The organism is Renibacterium salmoninarum ATCC 33209, assembly GCF_000018885.1.
Classification (GTDB): Bacteria; Actinomycetota; Actinomycetes; order Actinomycetales; family Micrococcaceae; genus Renibacterium; species Renibacterium salmoninarum.
In genome coordinates this window covers 2,131,176-2,146,781 of the sequence record NC_010168.1, presented here as the reverse complement: position 1 = coordinate 2,146,781, position 15,606 = coordinate 2,131,176, and the positions used below count along the sequence as shown (strand labels likewise).

The 15,606-nt window shown below is 56.2% G+C and carries 14 protein-coding genes and 1 pseudogene; 10 read left to right on the top strand and 5 right to left on the bottom strand.

Annotation, left to right across the window (positions count from 1 at the left end):
- Positions 1–300: 300 nt before the first annotated feature.
- Positions 301–918, top strand: coding sequence for a VanW family protein (locus RSAL33209_RS10685; RefSeq protein ID WP_233494176.1), 618 nt, complete (start codon positions 301–303; stop codon positions 916–918).
- Here the strand turns inward: RSAL33209_RS10685 and RSAL33209_RS10680 are convergent.
- A complete protein-coding gene (locus RSAL33209_RS10680; RefSeq protein ID WP_012245803.1) occupies positions 907–3,462 on the bottom strand; it encodes a DNA gyrase/topoisomerase IV subunit A in 2,556 nt (851 codons plus the stop codon). The two genes, RSAL33209_RS10685 and RSAL33209_RS10680, sit on opposite strands and share 12 nt — an antisense overlap.
- Before the next feature lie 207 nt (positions 3,463–3,669).
- On the opposite strand from RSAL33209_RS10680, the pseudogene RSAL33209_RS10675 reads away from it, so the two are divergent.
- The 4 genes and pseudogenes from RSAL33209_RS10675 (at position 3,670) to RSAL33209_RS10660 (ending at position 9,014) form a co-directional block, all read left to right on the top strand.
- Positions 3,670–6,381: pseudogene (locus tag RSAL33209_RS10675) on the top strand (bifunctional acetate--CoA ligase family protein/GNAT family N-acetyltransferase).
- A 51-nt stretch (positions 6,382–6,432) separates the two neighbouring features.
- On the top strand, positions 6,433–7,149 hold the full coding sequence (locus RSAL33209_RS10670; RefSeq protein WP_012245800.1) for a DUF5998 family protein: 717 nt from the start codon (positions 6,433–6,435) through the stop codon (positions 7,147–7,149).
- A gap of 28 nt (positions 7,150–7,177) precedes the next feature.
- Positions 7,178–8,356, top strand: coding sequence for an alkaline phosphatase family protein (locus tag RSAL33209_RS10665; RefSeq protein ID WP_012245799.1), 1,179 nt, complete (start codon positions 7,178–7,180; stop codon positions 8,354–8,356).
- The gene (locus RSAL33209_RS10660; protein ID WP_012245798.1) at positions 8,349–9,014 is read left to right on the top strand and encodes a thymidine kinase; all 666 of its coding nucleotides are present in this window, start codon (positions 8,349–8,351) and stop codon (positions 9,012–9,014) included. Before RSAL33209_RS10665 ends, RSAL33209_RS10660 begins: the two co-directional genes overlap by 8 nt.
- Positions 9,015–9,017: 3 nt before the next feature.
- On the opposite strand, the gene sepH is transcribed toward RSAL33209_RS10660, so the two are convergent.
- Positions 9,018–10,292, bottom strand: a complete 1,275-nt coding sequence (sepH, locus tag RSAL33209_RS10655) for a septation protein SepH (RefSeq protein WP_041684694.1) — start codon at positions 10,290–10,292, stop codon at positions 9,018–9,020.
- Between the two features lie 392 nt (positions 10,293–10,684).
- On the opposite strand from sepH, the gene RSAL33209_RS10650 reads away from it, so the two are divergent.
- The gene (locus RSAL33209_RS10650) at positions 10,685–10,984 is read left to right on the top strand and encodes a DUF4193 domain-containing protein (protein ID WP_012245796.1); all 300 of its coding nucleotides are present in this window, start codon (positions 10,685–10,687) and stop codon (positions 10,982–10,984) included.
- 1 nt (position 10,985) lies between these two features.
- Here the strand turns inward: RSAL33209_RS10650 and RSAL33209_RS10645 are convergent, their stop codons facing one another.
- On the bottom strand, positions 10,986–11,465 hold the full coding sequence (locus tag RSAL33209_RS10645; RefSeq protein ID WP_012245795.1) for a DUF3093 domain-containing protein: 480 nt from the start codon (positions 11,463–11,465) through the stop codon (positions 10,986–10,988).
- Positions 11,466–11,558: 93 nt separating this feature from the next.
- Between RSAL33209_RS10645 and dut the strand changes: the two genes are divergently transcribed.
- Genes dut through RSAL33209_RS10625 form a run of 4 tightly spaced genes read left to right on the top strand, consistent with a single transcriptional unit; the run spans position 11,559 to position 14,102 of the window.
- On the top strand, positions 11,559–12,170 hold the full coding sequence (gene dut, locus RSAL33209_RS10640; protein WP_012245794.1) for a dUTP diphosphatase: 612 nt from the start codon (positions 11,559–11,561) through the stop codon (positions 12,168–12,170).
- Between the two features lie 12 nt (positions 12,171–12,182).
- Positions 12,183–12,971, top strand: coding sequence for a DUF3710 domain-containing protein (locus RSAL33209_RS10635; RefSeq protein ID WP_012245793.1), 789 nt, complete (start codon positions 12,183–12,185; stop codon positions 12,969–12,971).
- Positions 12,964–13,335, top strand: a complete 372-nt coding sequence (locus RSAL33209_RS10630) for a single stranded DNA-binding domain-containing protein (protein WP_012245792.1) — start codon at positions 12,964–12,966, stop codon at positions 13,333–13,335. Before RSAL33209_RS10635 ends, RSAL33209_RS10630 begins: the two co-directional genes overlap by 8 nt.
- A complete protein-coding gene (locus tag RSAL33209_RS10625) occupies positions 13,332–14,102 on the top strand; it encodes a DUF3159 domain-containing protein (protein WP_012245791.1) in 771 nt (256 codons plus the stop codon). The genes RSAL33209_RS10630 and RSAL33209_RS10625 overlap by 4 nt, the downstream gene beginning before the upstream one ends.
- On the opposite strand, the gene RSAL33209_RS10620 is transcribed toward RSAL33209_RS10625, so the two are convergent.
- Positions 14,047–14,736, bottom strand: coding sequence for a potassium channel family protein (locus RSAL33209_RS10620; RefSeq protein ID WP_041684692.1), 690 nt, complete (start codon positions 14,734–14,736; stop codon positions 14,047–14,049). The two genes, RSAL33209_RS10625 and RSAL33209_RS10620, sit on opposite strands and share 56 nt — an antisense overlap.
- The gene (locus RSAL33209_RS10615) at positions 14,733–15,407 is read right to left on the bottom strand and encodes a potassium channel family protein (RefSeq protein ID WP_041685617.1); all 675 of its coding nucleotides are present in this window, start codon (positions 15,405–15,407) and stop codon (positions 14,733–14,735) included. Before RSAL33209_RS10615 ends, RSAL33209_RS10620 begins: the two co-directional genes overlap by 4 nt.
- Positions 15,408–15,606 lie beyond the last annotated feature (199 nt).

Sequence of the window (15,606 nt, the reverse complement as noted above, 5' to 3'; positions counted from 1 at the left end):
ATCATCGAATGGACTTATCTTTAGATCACCAACTCCTTAGCGAAAGATGTGATCTTGTGGCACGACGACTTTTCAGTGAACTTCACCCACTGACCTACCGAATTTCTGTCGCGAAGTTGCTAGCGTTCCGGAAGCTCCAGAATAGGTTTTCCCGTGTCCAATTCGCCTCCGAATCGTCGGAGCTGCCCTTACCGGTGCTGGTTTACAAACACAACTCGCTGATTCGTCGCAAGCTTGGAAACGTCGATCTGGAATTGCAGGAGAACAAAGCTATTAGCTTGGGGGCTCTCGGCGCCCAAAGTGAACCGAGTCATCATCAAGCCAGGAGAGACCTTTTCGTTTTGGCGGCTGGTGGGCCCAGTTAATACCAGGCTCGGATATCGAGAGGGCGTGGTGATCAGCCATGGCAGGGCAGCCTCTGGAGTTGGCGGCGGAATGTGCCAGTTTACAAACCTTCTACATTGGATGATTTTGCACAGCCCGTTGGAAATCGTTGAGTATCACCACCACAGCGCCTATGACCTGTTTCCAGACTTTAACCGGCAAATCCCTTACGGTACGGGTACTTCAATCGTTTACAACTATCTTGACTACCGCTTTCGTAATAACTTAGACCAGTCATTCCAGATTATTGTTTATCTCACCGAAGAGCATTTACGCGGCGAGCTTCGTGCCGAACAGCCGTTGCCGTTGAAATATCACGTACATGAAGAGGACGCTTACTTTTACCAGGCGGGCGAGCAAATTTTCCGGCACAACAGGATTATCCGAACGGTAACAGACAAGCGCACCGGAAACCAAGTGCTACACGAAGAACTTCTCGAAAACAATGGCCTGGTCTGCTACGACCGGGACTTGATCAAGTCAGCCATCTTGAGCCAAAAACCAAGCGAATCGGTAGCTAACTCAGTCAGCTGAGCTCTCAAGTGGAGCTTCAAGGACCAATCCAACGGAGTTTTCTTCGGGCTCGGAAACGTAGCCATCAAGCGAAGGGCCAATCTCGTCAATTGATTGCGTCAGTGGTATTCCGGACCCGTCCCGGCGACCATGCTCAAGCGGCAACGCCCGGGCAACGCCAGCGGAGGAAGCCGCCTTCGCGGGTCCGTGCCCGGTCCAGGCCAACAGCAAAATGTCTTCGCCCTTCAGGAAACGGTGCGCACGCACACCGCCGGTGGCCCGGCCCTTGGGCGGGTACTCGGAGAAGTCGCTAACCTTCGCTGAGCCTGGGGCGGTCCCTGGTAGGGCATCGGTGCTGCCAGAAATGCTCACCACTACGGCCGCGGGATCGCCAGCTGCAACTACCGCGAAACTCAAAACCACGTCATTGCTGGCCAGCTTGATGCCGGCCATACCACCGGCGGTTCGACCTTGTGGACGAACCGCTGTGGCACTGAATCGCAGCAGCTGCGCTTGCTCTGTGATGAAAACTAGCTCATCGTCGTCTTGCGCAGCGGCGGCAGCAACCACCGAGTCTTTGTCCTTGAGCGAGATGATTTCCCAGTCCTCGCGATTGAGCGGGTACTCGGGTGTCACTCGCTTCACGATGCCCTGTTTGGTCCCCAGCGCAACGACGGCGTCGATTGGCACGAAACTGATCAGGCTTTCGCCCTTGAGCAAGGTAATAAACTCTTTCGCCGGCACGCCACCGGCCAAATTCGGCAGTCCTGCCGTGGGTGGAAGGACCGGCATGTCGAGAACTTGCAGCCGCAACATCCGTCCTGCGGAAGTCACAGCACCGACTTCGCCGCGGGCACTAGTGGCAATAACCGACTTGAAGACGTCATGTTTAGTCCGGGCGCCAGAGTCGGAAAGCGCTTCGCGAGTGCTAGTTCTGGCAATCTGGCCAGAACTGCTCAGCAACACCCAACAAGGATCGTCGGCAATTTCGAGCGCTAGCGGCGTAGCTTTACCCGGGGTCGTTGCCGCGGCAAGTGCTTTGGCTACGGTTGGCGAAACGGCCTCGGATTCCAGCAGCACCGTGCGACGCGGTGTGCCGTACTTTTCCGCAATCTCGGCTAACTCGCTGGAAACCAATTCGCGTAAAACCGGTTCTGAATTCAAAATCCGTTCCAGTTCTTCAATCTCTTTGCGCAGCTCATCTTGCTCTTTTTCGAGCTCGATCCGCGAGTACTTAGTCAGCTGCCGCAGGCGAAGTTCCAGAATATAGTTCGCCTGTATTTCGCTGAGGTCGTAAATTGCAATGAGCCGGTCACGTGCCGCGGCGGTCTCTTCAGACGTCCGGATGATCTGGATGACTTCATCGATATCCAGAATCGCGATCAGCATGCCTTCGACCAAATGCAGACGGTCTTTTTTCTTGCCCAAACGGAACGCCGTGCGCCGTCGAACAACATCAATCCGATGTGCAACGTATACGCGGAGCAGCTCGAGTAAACCCAACGTCTTTGGCTGGCCGTCAACGAGGGTGACATTGTTGATGCCGAAAGAGTCTTCCATCGGGGTGAGCTTGTAGAGCTGTTGAATGATCGCTTGCGGGTTGAAACCGTTCTTCAACTCGATGACCAACCGTAAGCCATGGTTACGGTCAGTAAGATCCACTATGTCTGAGATGCCTTGCAGCTTCTTCGCGTTGACCCCGTCTTTGATCTTCTCAATGACCTTTTCCGGGCTCACCGTATAAGGCAGCTCAGTGACAACTAGGCCGGTTCGGCGCGCAGTCAACTGTTCGACGTCGATCTTGGCTCGAGTTTTGAAGGAACCACGACCGGTTTCGTAGGCTTCCCGGATGCCGTCAAGACCGACAATCCGACCGCCGGTAGGCAAGTCTGGGCCGGGGACGAAGCGCATGACATCGTCCAAAGTTACCTCAGGATGCGCAATCAGATGCCGCGCGGCCGAAATGACTTCGACCAGGTTGTGCGGTGCCATGTTGGTGGCCATACCAACAGCGATGCCGGTGGCGCCGTTGACCAACAGATTGGGGAAGGCCGCCGGAAGGACTTCTGGCTGGGTGAGCTGATTATCGTAGTTCGGCACAAAATCGACCACATCCTCATCGAGGTGATCGGTGAGCGTCAAGGCGGCTGCGGCAAGCCTAGCTTCGGTGTAACGCGGCGCAGCTGGTCCGGCGTCGAGCGAGCCAAAGTTGCCGTGGCCATCAATCAGTGGCAAGCGCAGGGAAAAGTCCTGTGCCATGCGCACCATGGCATCGTAGATTGCGGTATCGCCGTGCGGGTGCAGCTTGCCCATCACTTCACCCACGACGCGCGCACTTTTGACGTGCCCGCGATCAGGGTGCAAACCCATTTCGCTCATCATGTACAAAATGCGGCGTTGTACCGGTTTGAGGCCGTCGCGGGCATCAGGCAGCGCCCGAGAGTAGATCACCGAATAGGCGTACTCGAGGAAGGAGCCTTCCATTTCCTGGGATACATCGATGTCGATGATGTTTTCGGTGAAGTCCCCGGTCTCCGGGGCTTTCGGTGACGTGCGCCTTGCCATGCTGCTGAATGTTCCTTAGGGCTGGACCAAGTCTGATGTGCTGAAAGGACTGGATGGTCCTCATACCCATCGTATGGTGTTCCCGCGCAAAATCCCCGGATTACCACGGTTTTGCTTCCGTAGTGCTTTCCGCCGAGAGCTTGAACAGGATCACCCAGCGGAAAGGGGTTTCATGTGCTGAAATCTCTGACGCAGTAAGGTGAAACCATGAGCGATTCGCCTGCGGAACCGGCATATCCGCACCATTGGGAAGCAGACGTGGTGCTCCGTGACGGTGCCACCGCGCACTTGCATCCCATTTCCGCTCAGGACGTCGAAGCTGTCCAATCCTTCCACGGCGGTCAATCGGCGAACTCGATTTATATGCGCTTCTTCACCTATAAATCGGTCTTGAGCGATAAGGAACTGCGTCGTTTTACCGAGGTCGATTACCACAACCGGGTCGCCTTTGTGATTACCGTGGCCGGTGCAATCATTGGCATTGGTCGATATGACCGACTTGATGATCCGACGGTTGCCGAGGTTGCTTTCAACATCTCTGATGTTCATCAAGGCCGCGGACTTGGCTCGATTCTGCTCGAACATTTGGCAGCCGCTGCCCGAGAAAACGGGGTGACCCGTTTTACCGCCGAGGTATTACCCGAGAATCGCAAAATGCTCACGGTTTTTGCTGAGGCAGGCTATGAGGTCAGTAGACATTTCGACGACGGCGTCGTAAGTCTGAGCTTTGATATCGATCCGACCGAAAAGTCTCGTGCGGTGATGGAATCCAGAGAGCATCGTGCCGAAGCCAGGAGCATTGAGGGCTTACTATCACCCGAATCGGTTGCCGTGATTGGCGTGGGTCGAAGCCCAGCAAACCAGCAGTCAAGGGGCGAATCAATTCTGGGCTTGGGTGCTCAATTGCTGGAACACATCGACTCAGACCATTTCACTGGCACGGTGTATCGAGTCAATCCGCACGACCCGCAAAGCTATCCGTCAATTTCGGCCATTGAGACAACCATCGACTTAGCGATTATTGCAGTGTCGTACGAACAAGTGCCTGGTGTTGTTCGCGAGTGTGCTGCCGCCGGTGTCAAAGGTGTGCTGATCGCCACTGGCGGCTTTGCTGATGAGGGCGACTTGGGCTTGAGCGTGCAACGTGAGTTAGTGCGGGAAGCACGCTCTGGTGGCATGCGACTCATTGGCCCGGCGTCGTTAGGGCTCGTCAACACGCGGCCACGTGTCTCGCTCAACGCTTCGCTTGCTCCGCAGTTGCCTAAGCGGGGGAGCCTGGGTCTTTTTAGCCAATCTGCGGCGCTCGGCGCAGCGCTTTATGCTTCGTGTGCCAAGCGGGGGCTCGGCATGTCGAGCATTTTTTCGGCAGGCAACCGAGCAGATGTCTCGGGTAATGACCTGATGCAATATTGGGAAGACGACGCGGACACCGCAGTATGCGGAATGTATTTAGAGTCAATTGGTAACCCACGAAAATTCTCCCGGCTGGCACGTCGGTTATCTCGAACAAAACCGGTTATTGTCGCAAAGTCGGATGCTTTGGGGCTGCAACTGCCTGCTGGGCATGCAGTACGCACCACGCAAGCGCCGGCAGGTGCCCTGGATGCGATGCTGCGCCAGTCCGGGGTTATTCGGGTCACCACGATTGATGAGCTTGCCGACGTCGCCCAGATTGTGGTGAACCAATCGCTGCCAGCCGGTCCAGGTTTAGCGGTACTGAGCAACTCTCTGGCCTTGGCTAGAGTGGTCGCAGATTCCGCCATTCAACGTGAACTCAATGTTGTTGAGACCATCACCGACTTAGGTTTGGACGACGGCGGGGAAGCGGCATTGCAACGATTGCGTGCGAAATTGTTGTTGGCATTGGGCAATAGCCAGGTTGACTCGGTCATCGTGACGCTCATGCCGGCCCGAGGTCTTGGTCCGGAGGAGATTGCCAGATTGCTTGCCGAATGTGCGCAACGGAGCGGGAAGCCCGTGCTTGTTGCCTTTAGTGGAATTCTAGATCCTGAGGTACTAGTCGATGGCTTGGCCGGTGCTGGCGCGGTTGACGCGCCAGCTGGCGTGCCCTCGTACTCAAGCCCGGGGGACGCCATTTCCGCGCTCGCCGCCGTCGTGCGTTATTCGGCATGGCTTCGGCGGGAAAAGGGTGCCTTCGATGAGCCTTCCGGCGTCGATCACCATGCTGCCGAAGAATTTATTGAGAGTAAGCTCGCCCAAGTTTCTGGTGCTGAATTGGTGACACTTGACTCCACTGACGCCAACCAGTTACTGAGTTTTTATGGCATTCAGGTTCTCGATTCAGCTCCTTTCACCTCAGATGACGCAGCAGTTTCCGCAGCGCAACGGCTCGGCTGGCCCGTTGCGGTCAAAACGATGGATTCAGCGCTGCGGCATCGCTTGGACTTAGGCGGAGTCCGACTGAATATCGCGGACGCAGAGTCGCTGCGAGCAAATATTGCGCAAATGCGCCGGGCGTTACAGCCTTTTGGTGAATTCGACTTGGAAGTTCAGTCAATGGCCCCGGTGGGCCAGTCTTGTACCTTGCGAGCGATCGAGGATCCATTGCTTGGGCCGGTGATTTCTTTTGGTCTGGCAGGAGACGCGGTGAATTTGCTTGATGACTGGGCGCATCGAGTGACGCCGTGATCCAATACCGATGTCGCGGAATTGGTTCGCTCACCCAAGGCCTCGGCTCGGCTTTTTGGCTATCAGGGTTTGCCACCCGTGCAAATATCAGCCTTGGAAGAACTTGTGGCGAGATTGGCTGCACTCAAGGACCAACATCCAGAAGTTGCCTCAATTGAATTCAATCCGGTACTGGCCGGTAGCGAAACTGTGACAGTTCTGTCGGTTTCGGTGAAGTTGGGCAACGCAGCGCAGCGCACTGACAGTGCGCGTCGGGCGATGAACGCATAATCTGGCCCGAATCAACTTGGCGGTTAGCTTGATGGCCCGCTTTCTGAGAAAATGACCGATATGAATGCATTTCGCTCTGCTGCCTCGCCCTCGGCACAAGGTCAGACCCTGGACCAAGCCTTACAGCGTGCGGGTTTTTATCCGTTGTTAGTGGCGGACGTGGTGCGGGATGCGCTAGACGGTCGCGATTGTCTTTCGCATTTGGCGCATTTGGAAACACATTTTGATCGGACCGAAGTTCATCGACACATTACAGTGCTGGCGCTCACCGACGACATGCTGATCATTGTGCACGTGGACGATCAGCAACTTGATGAAGCTGGTGAACAAGTTGTTGCGCAAGTATCCACAGAATCCGTGCCGGTTAGCCAAATCCGATCTGTTGTTTTGAGTTATCTCTACAACCAACCTCAGGATTACCGTCCCTCAGATCCGGTCCTAGAATTGACCGTTTCGATTGGGTGGTCCGGTGGACAAAGGATCGATATTGGTCCCGCGGCTTGCGGCGATCCGCAATGCGAAGCCGATCACGGCTACACCGGCAACATAGCGCAGGAGGACCTCGCGCTACGCATTAGCGCTGAAGCAGATGGTTTGCAGGCTGTGCAAGATGCCAAAATTTTTGCTCGAGCGTTGCGCGCGGTGAATACCCAGATTCTTGCCATTCCAGAAGTTACCGTAGCTAGAACCGGCCCGGCGAAAGGTGGTCCGGCCAAAGGCGGCTTAGCTAACCTTGGCACTCGACTGGGGCGTAACCATCACCGCTGATCAGAATGGGAATGCGCAAACAGTGAGTTTGCCGGAGTCTCCGGGGTACGGCGCAGCCTCATTGGCTAGCGTGCTGACAAGTTCGGCCGCCGCGATGGGTGCCAGCAGGTTTGAAAATTTGCTCGGACTGCCGGCTGCGCGCCGAGTCTGCGTCGTTTTGGTCGATGGGCTGGGTTCAGCTTTGTTGAAGCGCAAGATTGCGCACGCCCCATTTTTACGAAGTGTGCTTACTGGGAATCTGGCCGGCGGAGTAAGCCGAACGATTAATTCTGCCTTTCCATCAACCACGGCAAGCTCGTTATCCAGCTTGGGCACCGGCGTCGCCCCTGGGCTACATGGCATGGTTGGCTATGATGTCTTAGATCCGAGCCAAGACGAAGTGGTCAATCTTTTAGGCAATTGGGACGCCGGCGTCGATCCGCTCAGCTGGCAGCCGTACCCTACGGTCTTTGAACAGCTCGAAGGTATCTTTCCTACGGCTACTGTCAGCTTGCCAAAATTTGCCGATTCAGCGATGACCCGCGCGGCGCTTCGCGGCAGCCGATTCGTCGCCGCGGGGTCTGCACACGCCCGCACCGCTGCTGCCGCGGAGCTGATGGCGGCAGAGCCCGAGTTATTGATGTATTTCTATTGGTCTGAGCTAGATAAGGCCGGGCACCGGCGCGGGGTAGATTCCGCGCAATGGGAGCATGAGCTTGAAGAATTGGACGCTGCCGTCAAACGGCTTTCCGAACAGCTACCACCCGGAACTTTGTTATTACTGACGGCGGATCACGGCATGGTGGACGTTCCTGAATCGCAGCGAGTGGACTACTCGGCAACTCCCGAGCTGGTTGCAGGTGTGCGGCACACTGCCGGTGAGCCGCGTTTAGTGCAGCTTTATCTCGAGGCCGATGCGGATCCTGAGGCGCTTGCTGCAGCTTGGCGTTCAGCCTGGGGAGCTAAGGCGTGGGTGCTCAGCCGAGCAGAGGCGGTAGCAAAAGGATACTTCGGTGAAGTTCGGCCTGAAGTTCTTGGCCGGATTGGTGATTTATTGATTGCGGCGCGGGAGCCTGTCGCTTTCTACGACCTTCGCAGGGTCTCCGCGCATGCAATGGCCATTGTGGGTCAGCATGGCTCCCTAACAAAGGCCGAGCGGGCTGTACCACTCCTGCAAATACCGGTCCAAGGACCTCGGAACAAAGCGAGAACAAGTAGACGTGGCTGAACTGGTTTTTTATTCCGGCACGATGGATTGCGGCAAGTCCACGCTTGCGCTGCAACTTGATCACAATCACAGCGCTCGTGGTAGGACTGGATTGCTCTTTAGCTGCAACGATCGAGCGGGGGAGTCCGTCATCTCGAGTCGGTTGGGCTTGCAAACCGAAGCGATTGAGGTGCTTCCAGATACCGATTTCTGGCACGTTGTTGTGGCGCACAAGATGATGAATGAATCTGTTGACTATCTGATTTGTGATGAAGCCCAGTTCTACACGCCAGCTCAAGTTGAGCAGCTAGCGCGAATAGTCGACGAGATGGACGTCGATGTTTTTAGCTTCGGCATTACCGCGGATTTTCGCACGAAGCTCTTTCCTGGCTCACAACGACTTATTGAGTTGGCTGACCGAGTGCAGGTGCTTCAGGTGGAAGCCCTCTGCTGGTGCGGGAGCCGGGCCACCCACAATGCCCGTACGCTCGACGGAGTGATGGTCGTAGAAGGTGCCCAGGTAGTGGTGGGCGATGTGGTTACCGAAACCTCAAGCTCGGTGCCTAGCGTCGGGTATGAGACGCTCTGCCGAAAGCACTATACGCGGCAAGTTACTGCGGCTGGAGCGCAGCAGATTTCCGAACAAGACCAGTTGCTGCCCTGGGGCACGGAGAAATGAAACTCACTCAGTCTTAGTGCCAAAGACGATCTCGTCCCAGCTCGGTACGCTGGATCGCTTCGGTTTGATGCCAGGGCGGCGGTCGGCCACCGGGGCAGCGTCTTCTTCTTGATCAATGGGCTTCGCCGGCGGCTCGGCAGACTTCGCCTGTGGCTGCGCGGAGATCTTGATTTCCCGGGTGAGCGTGCTGACACCTTCGGAAAGTTCAAGTGGGTCCGGACGGACCGTTCCGCTAAAGTCATCACTTTGCGCGGGGCGTTCAACCGGGTTAGGAGCCAACGATAACGCGGGGAAAAAGGCGGGTTGCTCGGCAAGCTCAGCAGAATCATCCGCTTCAGCGGCGTCGCCAGCATCATCATCGTTATTGTCTTCATTGCGCGGATGTGCCGCGGGTATGCCTTCGGTGAGCAACAATGCCAGCGCATCGTCGTCGTCTTCGTCGGTGCCGATACGTTGACCGCGTCGTGCGCGCAATAGGTCTAGCAGACCGTCGGACTCGTCGGAAGATTTATCTTCTGGCGTGCTTGGCGCGGATTCAAGGGTCGCCGTTTCTTCGAGATCCTCAGGACGATCGGTTTCGAAGTCAAAGGGCCGGTCGGCGACGGCGGTTAGCCTGCGGGACGGCAACGGCGAATCAAGCGGTTCAATCTCGCTGAGCAATTGTGCCCAGCGATTAGCATTCTGAATGCTCTTGCGTAACGAGTTGTAGACCCATTGTGCGGGCGCAGATTCGCCGACGCTGGATTGTTGTGCCTCACCGGGGGTGAAGGCGGCGGTAACGGCCCACTGGCCGTCTGGTCTGCGCCAGGCATCCCATTCGACTGTGCTGGCGTCGATGCCCATAGCCGTGAGCCGGTAGGAGACCATTTCATCAAGGCTGGCTGGATCGTCGCCAAACGCCGAGCGGTAGCCGTCGTGGCTGGGGATTGCGTCTGAGACTTCGACGCGACGCGCCAGAAGGGCCACGTGTTCGCGCTCAGCTAAAACTGGGCCCTCATAGCGTTCCACATGCTCGATAGGCACGCCTGCGGCCTCGGCTACTTCGGTGGCGCTAGCGCCACCACGGATCCGCTGTTGGATGTCTTTGGGAGAGAGGCGTTCGCCAGGGGCAAGTGGCTTGGACGTAGACGCAGCCAGAACATTTTGCCGCAACGGCGTGCGAGAGGAGGCCACTCGCAACGCTTCATCGATAGGCAACCGGTAGATCTCACCGCCAGCCCCGCTGAGCAGTAAGTGTTCGCTGTCATCGTGAACACCTACTAAACGAAGATCCTGCATACTTTTTCTCACCCGATTCACTGAGCCCACTGGAAACTCGGTCCTCCCAGCTATTCATTAGAAACTTTGCCATTGAACGCGCCCAAATCCTACGACCAGCATAGGCGTGGCGGATGTTGTATGGTGGCGTATGCCATTCGCAGAACGGACGAACCAAAAGGTTCGATCGCTCGCGTCAAACAGTGAAATTACTGTGATTTTCCAGGGATTTTCCTTCGTTGTGAGGGAAATCATAGGGGATTATGACGCTTGGACTGGCGTTTGGGAAGATTTTCGGGAAAAATCACCCCGTTACCGGGCGCAAAATAGGGCCTTACGACGTTTGATCGTCGGAGGCTCTTGAGAGGGCCTGGTGAGACATTGAAAAAAGACCGGAGCGTGAGTATAGAACTATGGCGACTGATTACGATGCGCCGCGGAAGACCGACGACGAACTCAGTGAGGACTCAATTGAAGAATTGAAGTCCCGCCGTACCGACAAACAGTCGGCGGTTGTCGATGAGGACGAGGCCGAAGCGGCCGACAGTTACGAGCTTCCTGGTGCAGATTTGTCCGGCGAGGAACTGCTTGTACGGGTTTTGCCTGCCCAAGCCGACGAATTTACTTGTTCGTCGTGTTTCTTGGTACGGCATCGTTCGCAGATTGCGCGCGAAAAGAACGGCTTGCTGTTCTGCAAAGATTGCGAAGGCTGATTTATTCGACACTCGAGGCGGTCAGGGCAGCGACAAGCTGCTCGGGCCGCCTCGTCGAGGTTAACCAGTACGGTGTGGGATCAGAGGCATCCTGGACTTCGATCCGCACTACGGGGCTAATCCAGCCGCGAAGGCACAGGTAGGCGAGGCCATTCAGCTGTGGGCCGCGTTGCGCAAAGGCGTCATCATCGCGAAACGCGGCAGCTGAACCAATGAATTTCCGCTCGATGCTTGCTCGGCCGACGGTTAGCGTGCTTGCATCAACTTCGATTCTGGGCGTGCTCATGATCAAAAACGCTGCCTGGAGAACAAGCAATACCACTGCGGCCGAGAATCCTGCGACTATGCTGATTGGTGCCAGGATTAAAATGCCGGCTGCCGAGATACCTATCACGACAAGCCACATCCAGAATGCGGGCCAGAGCCGTTCAGCGTAGACGATATCGGTGGGGCGTAGTGCATTAGAATCATTGTGCCGCATGGCTTCAGCTTGTCATCTTTCGCTGTGAGCTGCGAAATTTTGATGGTTCCTGATCTGTTTGCACAATGTTCAACAAGAGTTCAGTGATTTTGATTGGAAGCTTCTTGGCAGCGCGCAAAGAGCTTCCAGGAAGTGCCGATAGAGTATTGCGCGGAGGCTCCGGCCCCGATGACAATAGCCGTGCAATGTGGTGGAGGAAGATTCGTGTCCGAGGCAATCTCGACTGGCCCCAGTTTGGTGGCAAGGTCCCTACCGGTGCAGCTGAAAATGCTCGACGCCGAGCTTGAAGCCCCTAGTTACGCCCACCCGGGGGATGCGGGAGCGGATCTGCGAACCCGTATTGATCTGGTGATTGCTCCTGGCGAGCGGGTGTTGGCTCCTACCGGCGTCGCAATTGCCTTACCCGAGGGTTATGTGGCTTTGATTCATCCACGCTCGGGGTTAGCTACAAAACACGGCCTGACTATTGTGAACTCACCGGGCACCGTTGATGCCGGTTATCGAGGCGAAATTGCCGTGACCTTGCTAAACACTGATCAACATCAATCAATCACACTTTCGCGCGGCGATAGAATTGCCCAAATGGTCATTCAGCGCGTTGAGTACGCCGATTTTGTGCAGGTTGACGAATTGCCGGACTCAGTACGTGGCACGGGTGGGTTCGGCTCCACCGGCGGATTCACTTCTACCCCTATTCAGGCATAGCAGAGGAACATCATGGTTTTCGGGCGTAAACAATCCAATTCCAACAAATCAGCCGAAGAAACGGCAGAGACTGTGGCGACTGAATCTGAGTTGGATTCAACCGACGCTGAGTTGGAATCAACCGAGCTAGCCGCGGCCGATCCGCTGGACTCCGCTTACGAGCGTGAAGAGCATGGTCCATTCGATATTGACGAGATTGAAAGCCATGACGGTTACGTTGACCTTGGCGCCTTGTTGATTACCCCGCACGACGGCCTACAGCTGCGCTTAGAGGTCGAGGAAAGCAGTCAGCGGGTCATTGCCGTGACTTTGGATCTAGAGGGCTCCAGCCTCCAACTCCAGGCCTTTGCGGCGCCCCGCTCCGAGGGGCTTTGGCCGGATATTCGCGAACAGATTGGGCTTTCTGTCGCTTCACAAGGTGGCAGCGTCGAAGAGCTGCATAGCACTTTCGGCCCGGAGATTTTGGCTAAATTGCCCGCCGAAGCGGCCGATGGCAGCAAGGGCTTCCGCGTGGCTCGATTCATTGGCGTCGATGGTCCGCGCTGGTTCTTGCGTGGGGTGCTCGGTGGTGACGCTGCACTGGAATCTGAAGCAGCGAATGAACTTGAAGCGCTATTCCGTGCCGTGGTGGTTGTTCGAGGCGAGGTACCGATGCCCCCTCGTGATTTGCTTCCGCTGAGTTTGCCGAAGGATGCAGTGCCGGACACGCAAGGTCAGGTTGCTGCCGATGAGCCGGCCGCCGGTGAAGCGGGCAAATTTGGGCCTATTGACCGTGGTCCGGAGATCACCCAGATTGGGTAACTTCACCGCGAAAACTGAGCTAACCGCGATTAGCCAGCTGCCCGAACGTGGCCGGGCACTGTGCCGGGGCTATATTGAATCGATCACGATTCAGCCCGGTTCGATGTCACCACAGTTCACCGCCGTTGTGACCGACGTGGACAAGTATGCTCCGCAGCTTTCTCGTGACCGGGCTGTTGAAGCGCCTCGTGGTAGTCACCGTGTTCGGCTTATTTGGCTGGGCAGGCGGAATGTGCCTGGAATCGAAGCGGGTACTGAACTGAGGTTTGAAGGCATGGTCGCTCGGCATGAAGGATTGCCCACGGTTTTCAATCCGCGATACGAAATCATTGGAAAACCCGAATTCCAGGAGTACCCGGCGTGAGCGAAAACAGCGTGAGCCAGCCAAACCCGAGTGAAGAACCAGACTCAAGCAAAGAAAGCGTTGCCAAGCAGCCCTCATTTGCCGAGCTGGCCGGCCAGTATGCAGCAAATTCTGGCATAACGCGCAACGAGCACGGCCAGATAGACATTATGAAAGCAGTTGGTGGCTGGCGTGGGCTGGCCGAAACGCTGCTACCGGGATTAGTCTTCCTGGTCTGCATTATTGTGAGCGGAAACCTGACGGTTTCACTCATCTCATCAATCGCGGTGGCGGTTATTTTTACCGTGGTGCGGTTGGTACAACGCGGCGTGGTCATTCAAGCGTTTTCCGGCTTGGCCGGCATAGCTATTTGTGCACTTTTTTCCGGTAGTACTGGAAATGCTTTGGACTACTACGTGCCAGGGTTCTTGACCAATGCGATCAGCATCGCGGTGATATTGATATCCATTGTGGCTCGATGGCCTATTACCGGCCTTATTTTCGGTTTTATCCGAGGCGAAAACCTAGAATGGCGCGCGAAAGCTGATCGGTTGCGGGCTTATCAGCTCGCGGCTTGGATCGTGCTGGCGCTGTTCGTGCTTCGACTATTGGTGCAAGTGCCGCTCTACTTCGCGCAGAATCTTCCCGCCTTGGGCGCCACCAGGCTTGCTATGGGCGTGCCGCTTTATGCGCTTGCGCTTTGGCTAGCCTGGATGGTCTCTCGACCTGCGGCTACGGTTGCTGCTGATCCTGAGCATTCGGCCGACGTGAGCCCAGAAGCGCCCTGAGGTCATCCTCCGCTGGAATTGTACTGATAAAGAACAGTTCGTCGCGTCCGTCGATCACATCGTCCACGCTTGGTGTGATCGGAGCTTCGTCGCGGAGAATTGCTACCAGAGTGGCATCCACTGGCCATTGAATCGAGCCAACGGTGGCCCCGACTAACTCAGAGTCTTCCGGGACGGTGAACTCCACGAGCGAGGACACTCCGGTTTGCAGCGTGAGTAGCCGCACTAGGTCGCCAATCTCAACAGCCTCTTCCACCAGAGCGGTCATTAACCTGGGGGTGTTGACGGCGACGTCGACGCCCCAAGAGTCATCAAACATCCAGTCGTTTTTCGGGTTATTTACCCGACCAACTGTCCGGCCGATGCCAAATTCGGTCTTTGCTAAAAGCGAGACCACAAGATTTACCTTGTCGTCGCCGGTTGCTGAGACTACGACGTCGGCCTCGTCCAGCTTTGCTTCACGTAGGGTCGAAATTTCGCAGGCGTCGCCTACGAGCCAACGCTCACCGAGTAAGCCGCTGCGACCGATAACTTCGGGTTTCGGATCGATAAGCAATATGTCGTGTCCATGGGCAAGAAGCTCACGGGCAATCGAAGAACCAACGCTACCGGCACCGGCGATGACGACCTTCACTCTGACTCCTTTGCCGGCCCGGTGGCCAGAATGCGTTCAATATCGGCAATTTTTGCCACTTCGAGCATGACGTGCACCGTGTCGCCTTGTTGATAACTTGTCTCGTCGCCCGGCAGAATTCCCTCGCCGAATCGGGTCAAGTAGGCAACCCGGGCTCCGCTGGCACGCTCAATGTCGTCGAGGTGACGGCCAATCCAGCCATCGTGCAGTGACACTTCGCTCAAGATCAAACGCCCCGAAGGCTCACGGAAGTCACCGCTGATGCTCTGCTCGGGAAGAATTCTGCGCAGTACCTGGTCCGCACTCCAACGGACTGCCGCGACGGTGGGAATACCCAAGCGCTGGTAGATCTCGGCTCGGCCGGGGTCATAGATTCTGGCGACAACATGTTCCACATGGAATGTTTCTCGAGCCACCCGGGTGGCTAAAACATTTGAGTTGTCACCGCTGGAGACAGCGGCGAAAGCGTAGGCTTGTTCAATATCGGCCTGTCGCAGGGTTTCACGGTCAAAGCCGATTCCGGTGACTTTACGACCGCTGAAGCCGTTGCGTAGCCGCCGAAACGCGCGATCATCTTGATCGATGATTGCTACTGAATGCCCGGAATACTCAAGGGTGTGAGCCAAAGTAGCACCCACTCGGCCGCAGCCCATGATCACGTAGTGTGCCACTGGATCTCCTTGGTTTCTCTGAATTACACCGCTAAAGACTGACGTTTTCAGCGATATCGGTGCTGGAGCCAATTCTAACCACGCATCAATGCTTGTGTGCGCAGCCTGCATCCAAAGCCTGCAGTTGTGCAGTTGTGAACCGTTACCGGTTTTATGCCGCTTCCTTTTGAGTTTGGAAGGAAGTATTGATGGTTATGAA

What these genes read in the sequence shown, in the direction of transcription:
- RSAL33209_RS10680 (WP_012245803.1), bottom strand. Translation starts at nt 3,462, where the DNA reads ATGGCAAGGCGCACGTCACCGAAAGCCCCGGAGACCGGGGACTTCACC.
- RSAL33209_RS10670 (WP_012245800.1), top strand. Translation starts at nt 6,433, where the DNA reads ATGACCGATATGAATGCATTTCGCTCTGCTGCCTCGCCCTCGGCACAA.
- sepH (WP_041684694.1), bottom strand. Translation starts at nt 10,292, where the DNA reads ATGCAGGATCTTCGTTTAGTAGGTGTTCACGATGACAGCGAACACTTA.
- RSAL33209_RS10650 (WP_012245796.1), top strand. Translation starts at nt 10,685, where the DNA reads ATGGCGACTGATTACGATGCGCCGCGGAAGACCGACGACGAACTCAGT.
- RSAL33209_RS10645 (WP_012245795.1), bottom strand. Translation starts at nt 11,465, where the DNA reads ATGCGGCACAATGATTCTAATGCACTACGCCCCACCGATATCGTCTAC.
- RSAL33209_RS10635 (WP_012245793.1), top strand. Translation starts at nt 12,183, where the DNA reads ATGGTTTTCGGGCGTAAACAATCCAATTCCAACAAATCAGCCGAAGAA.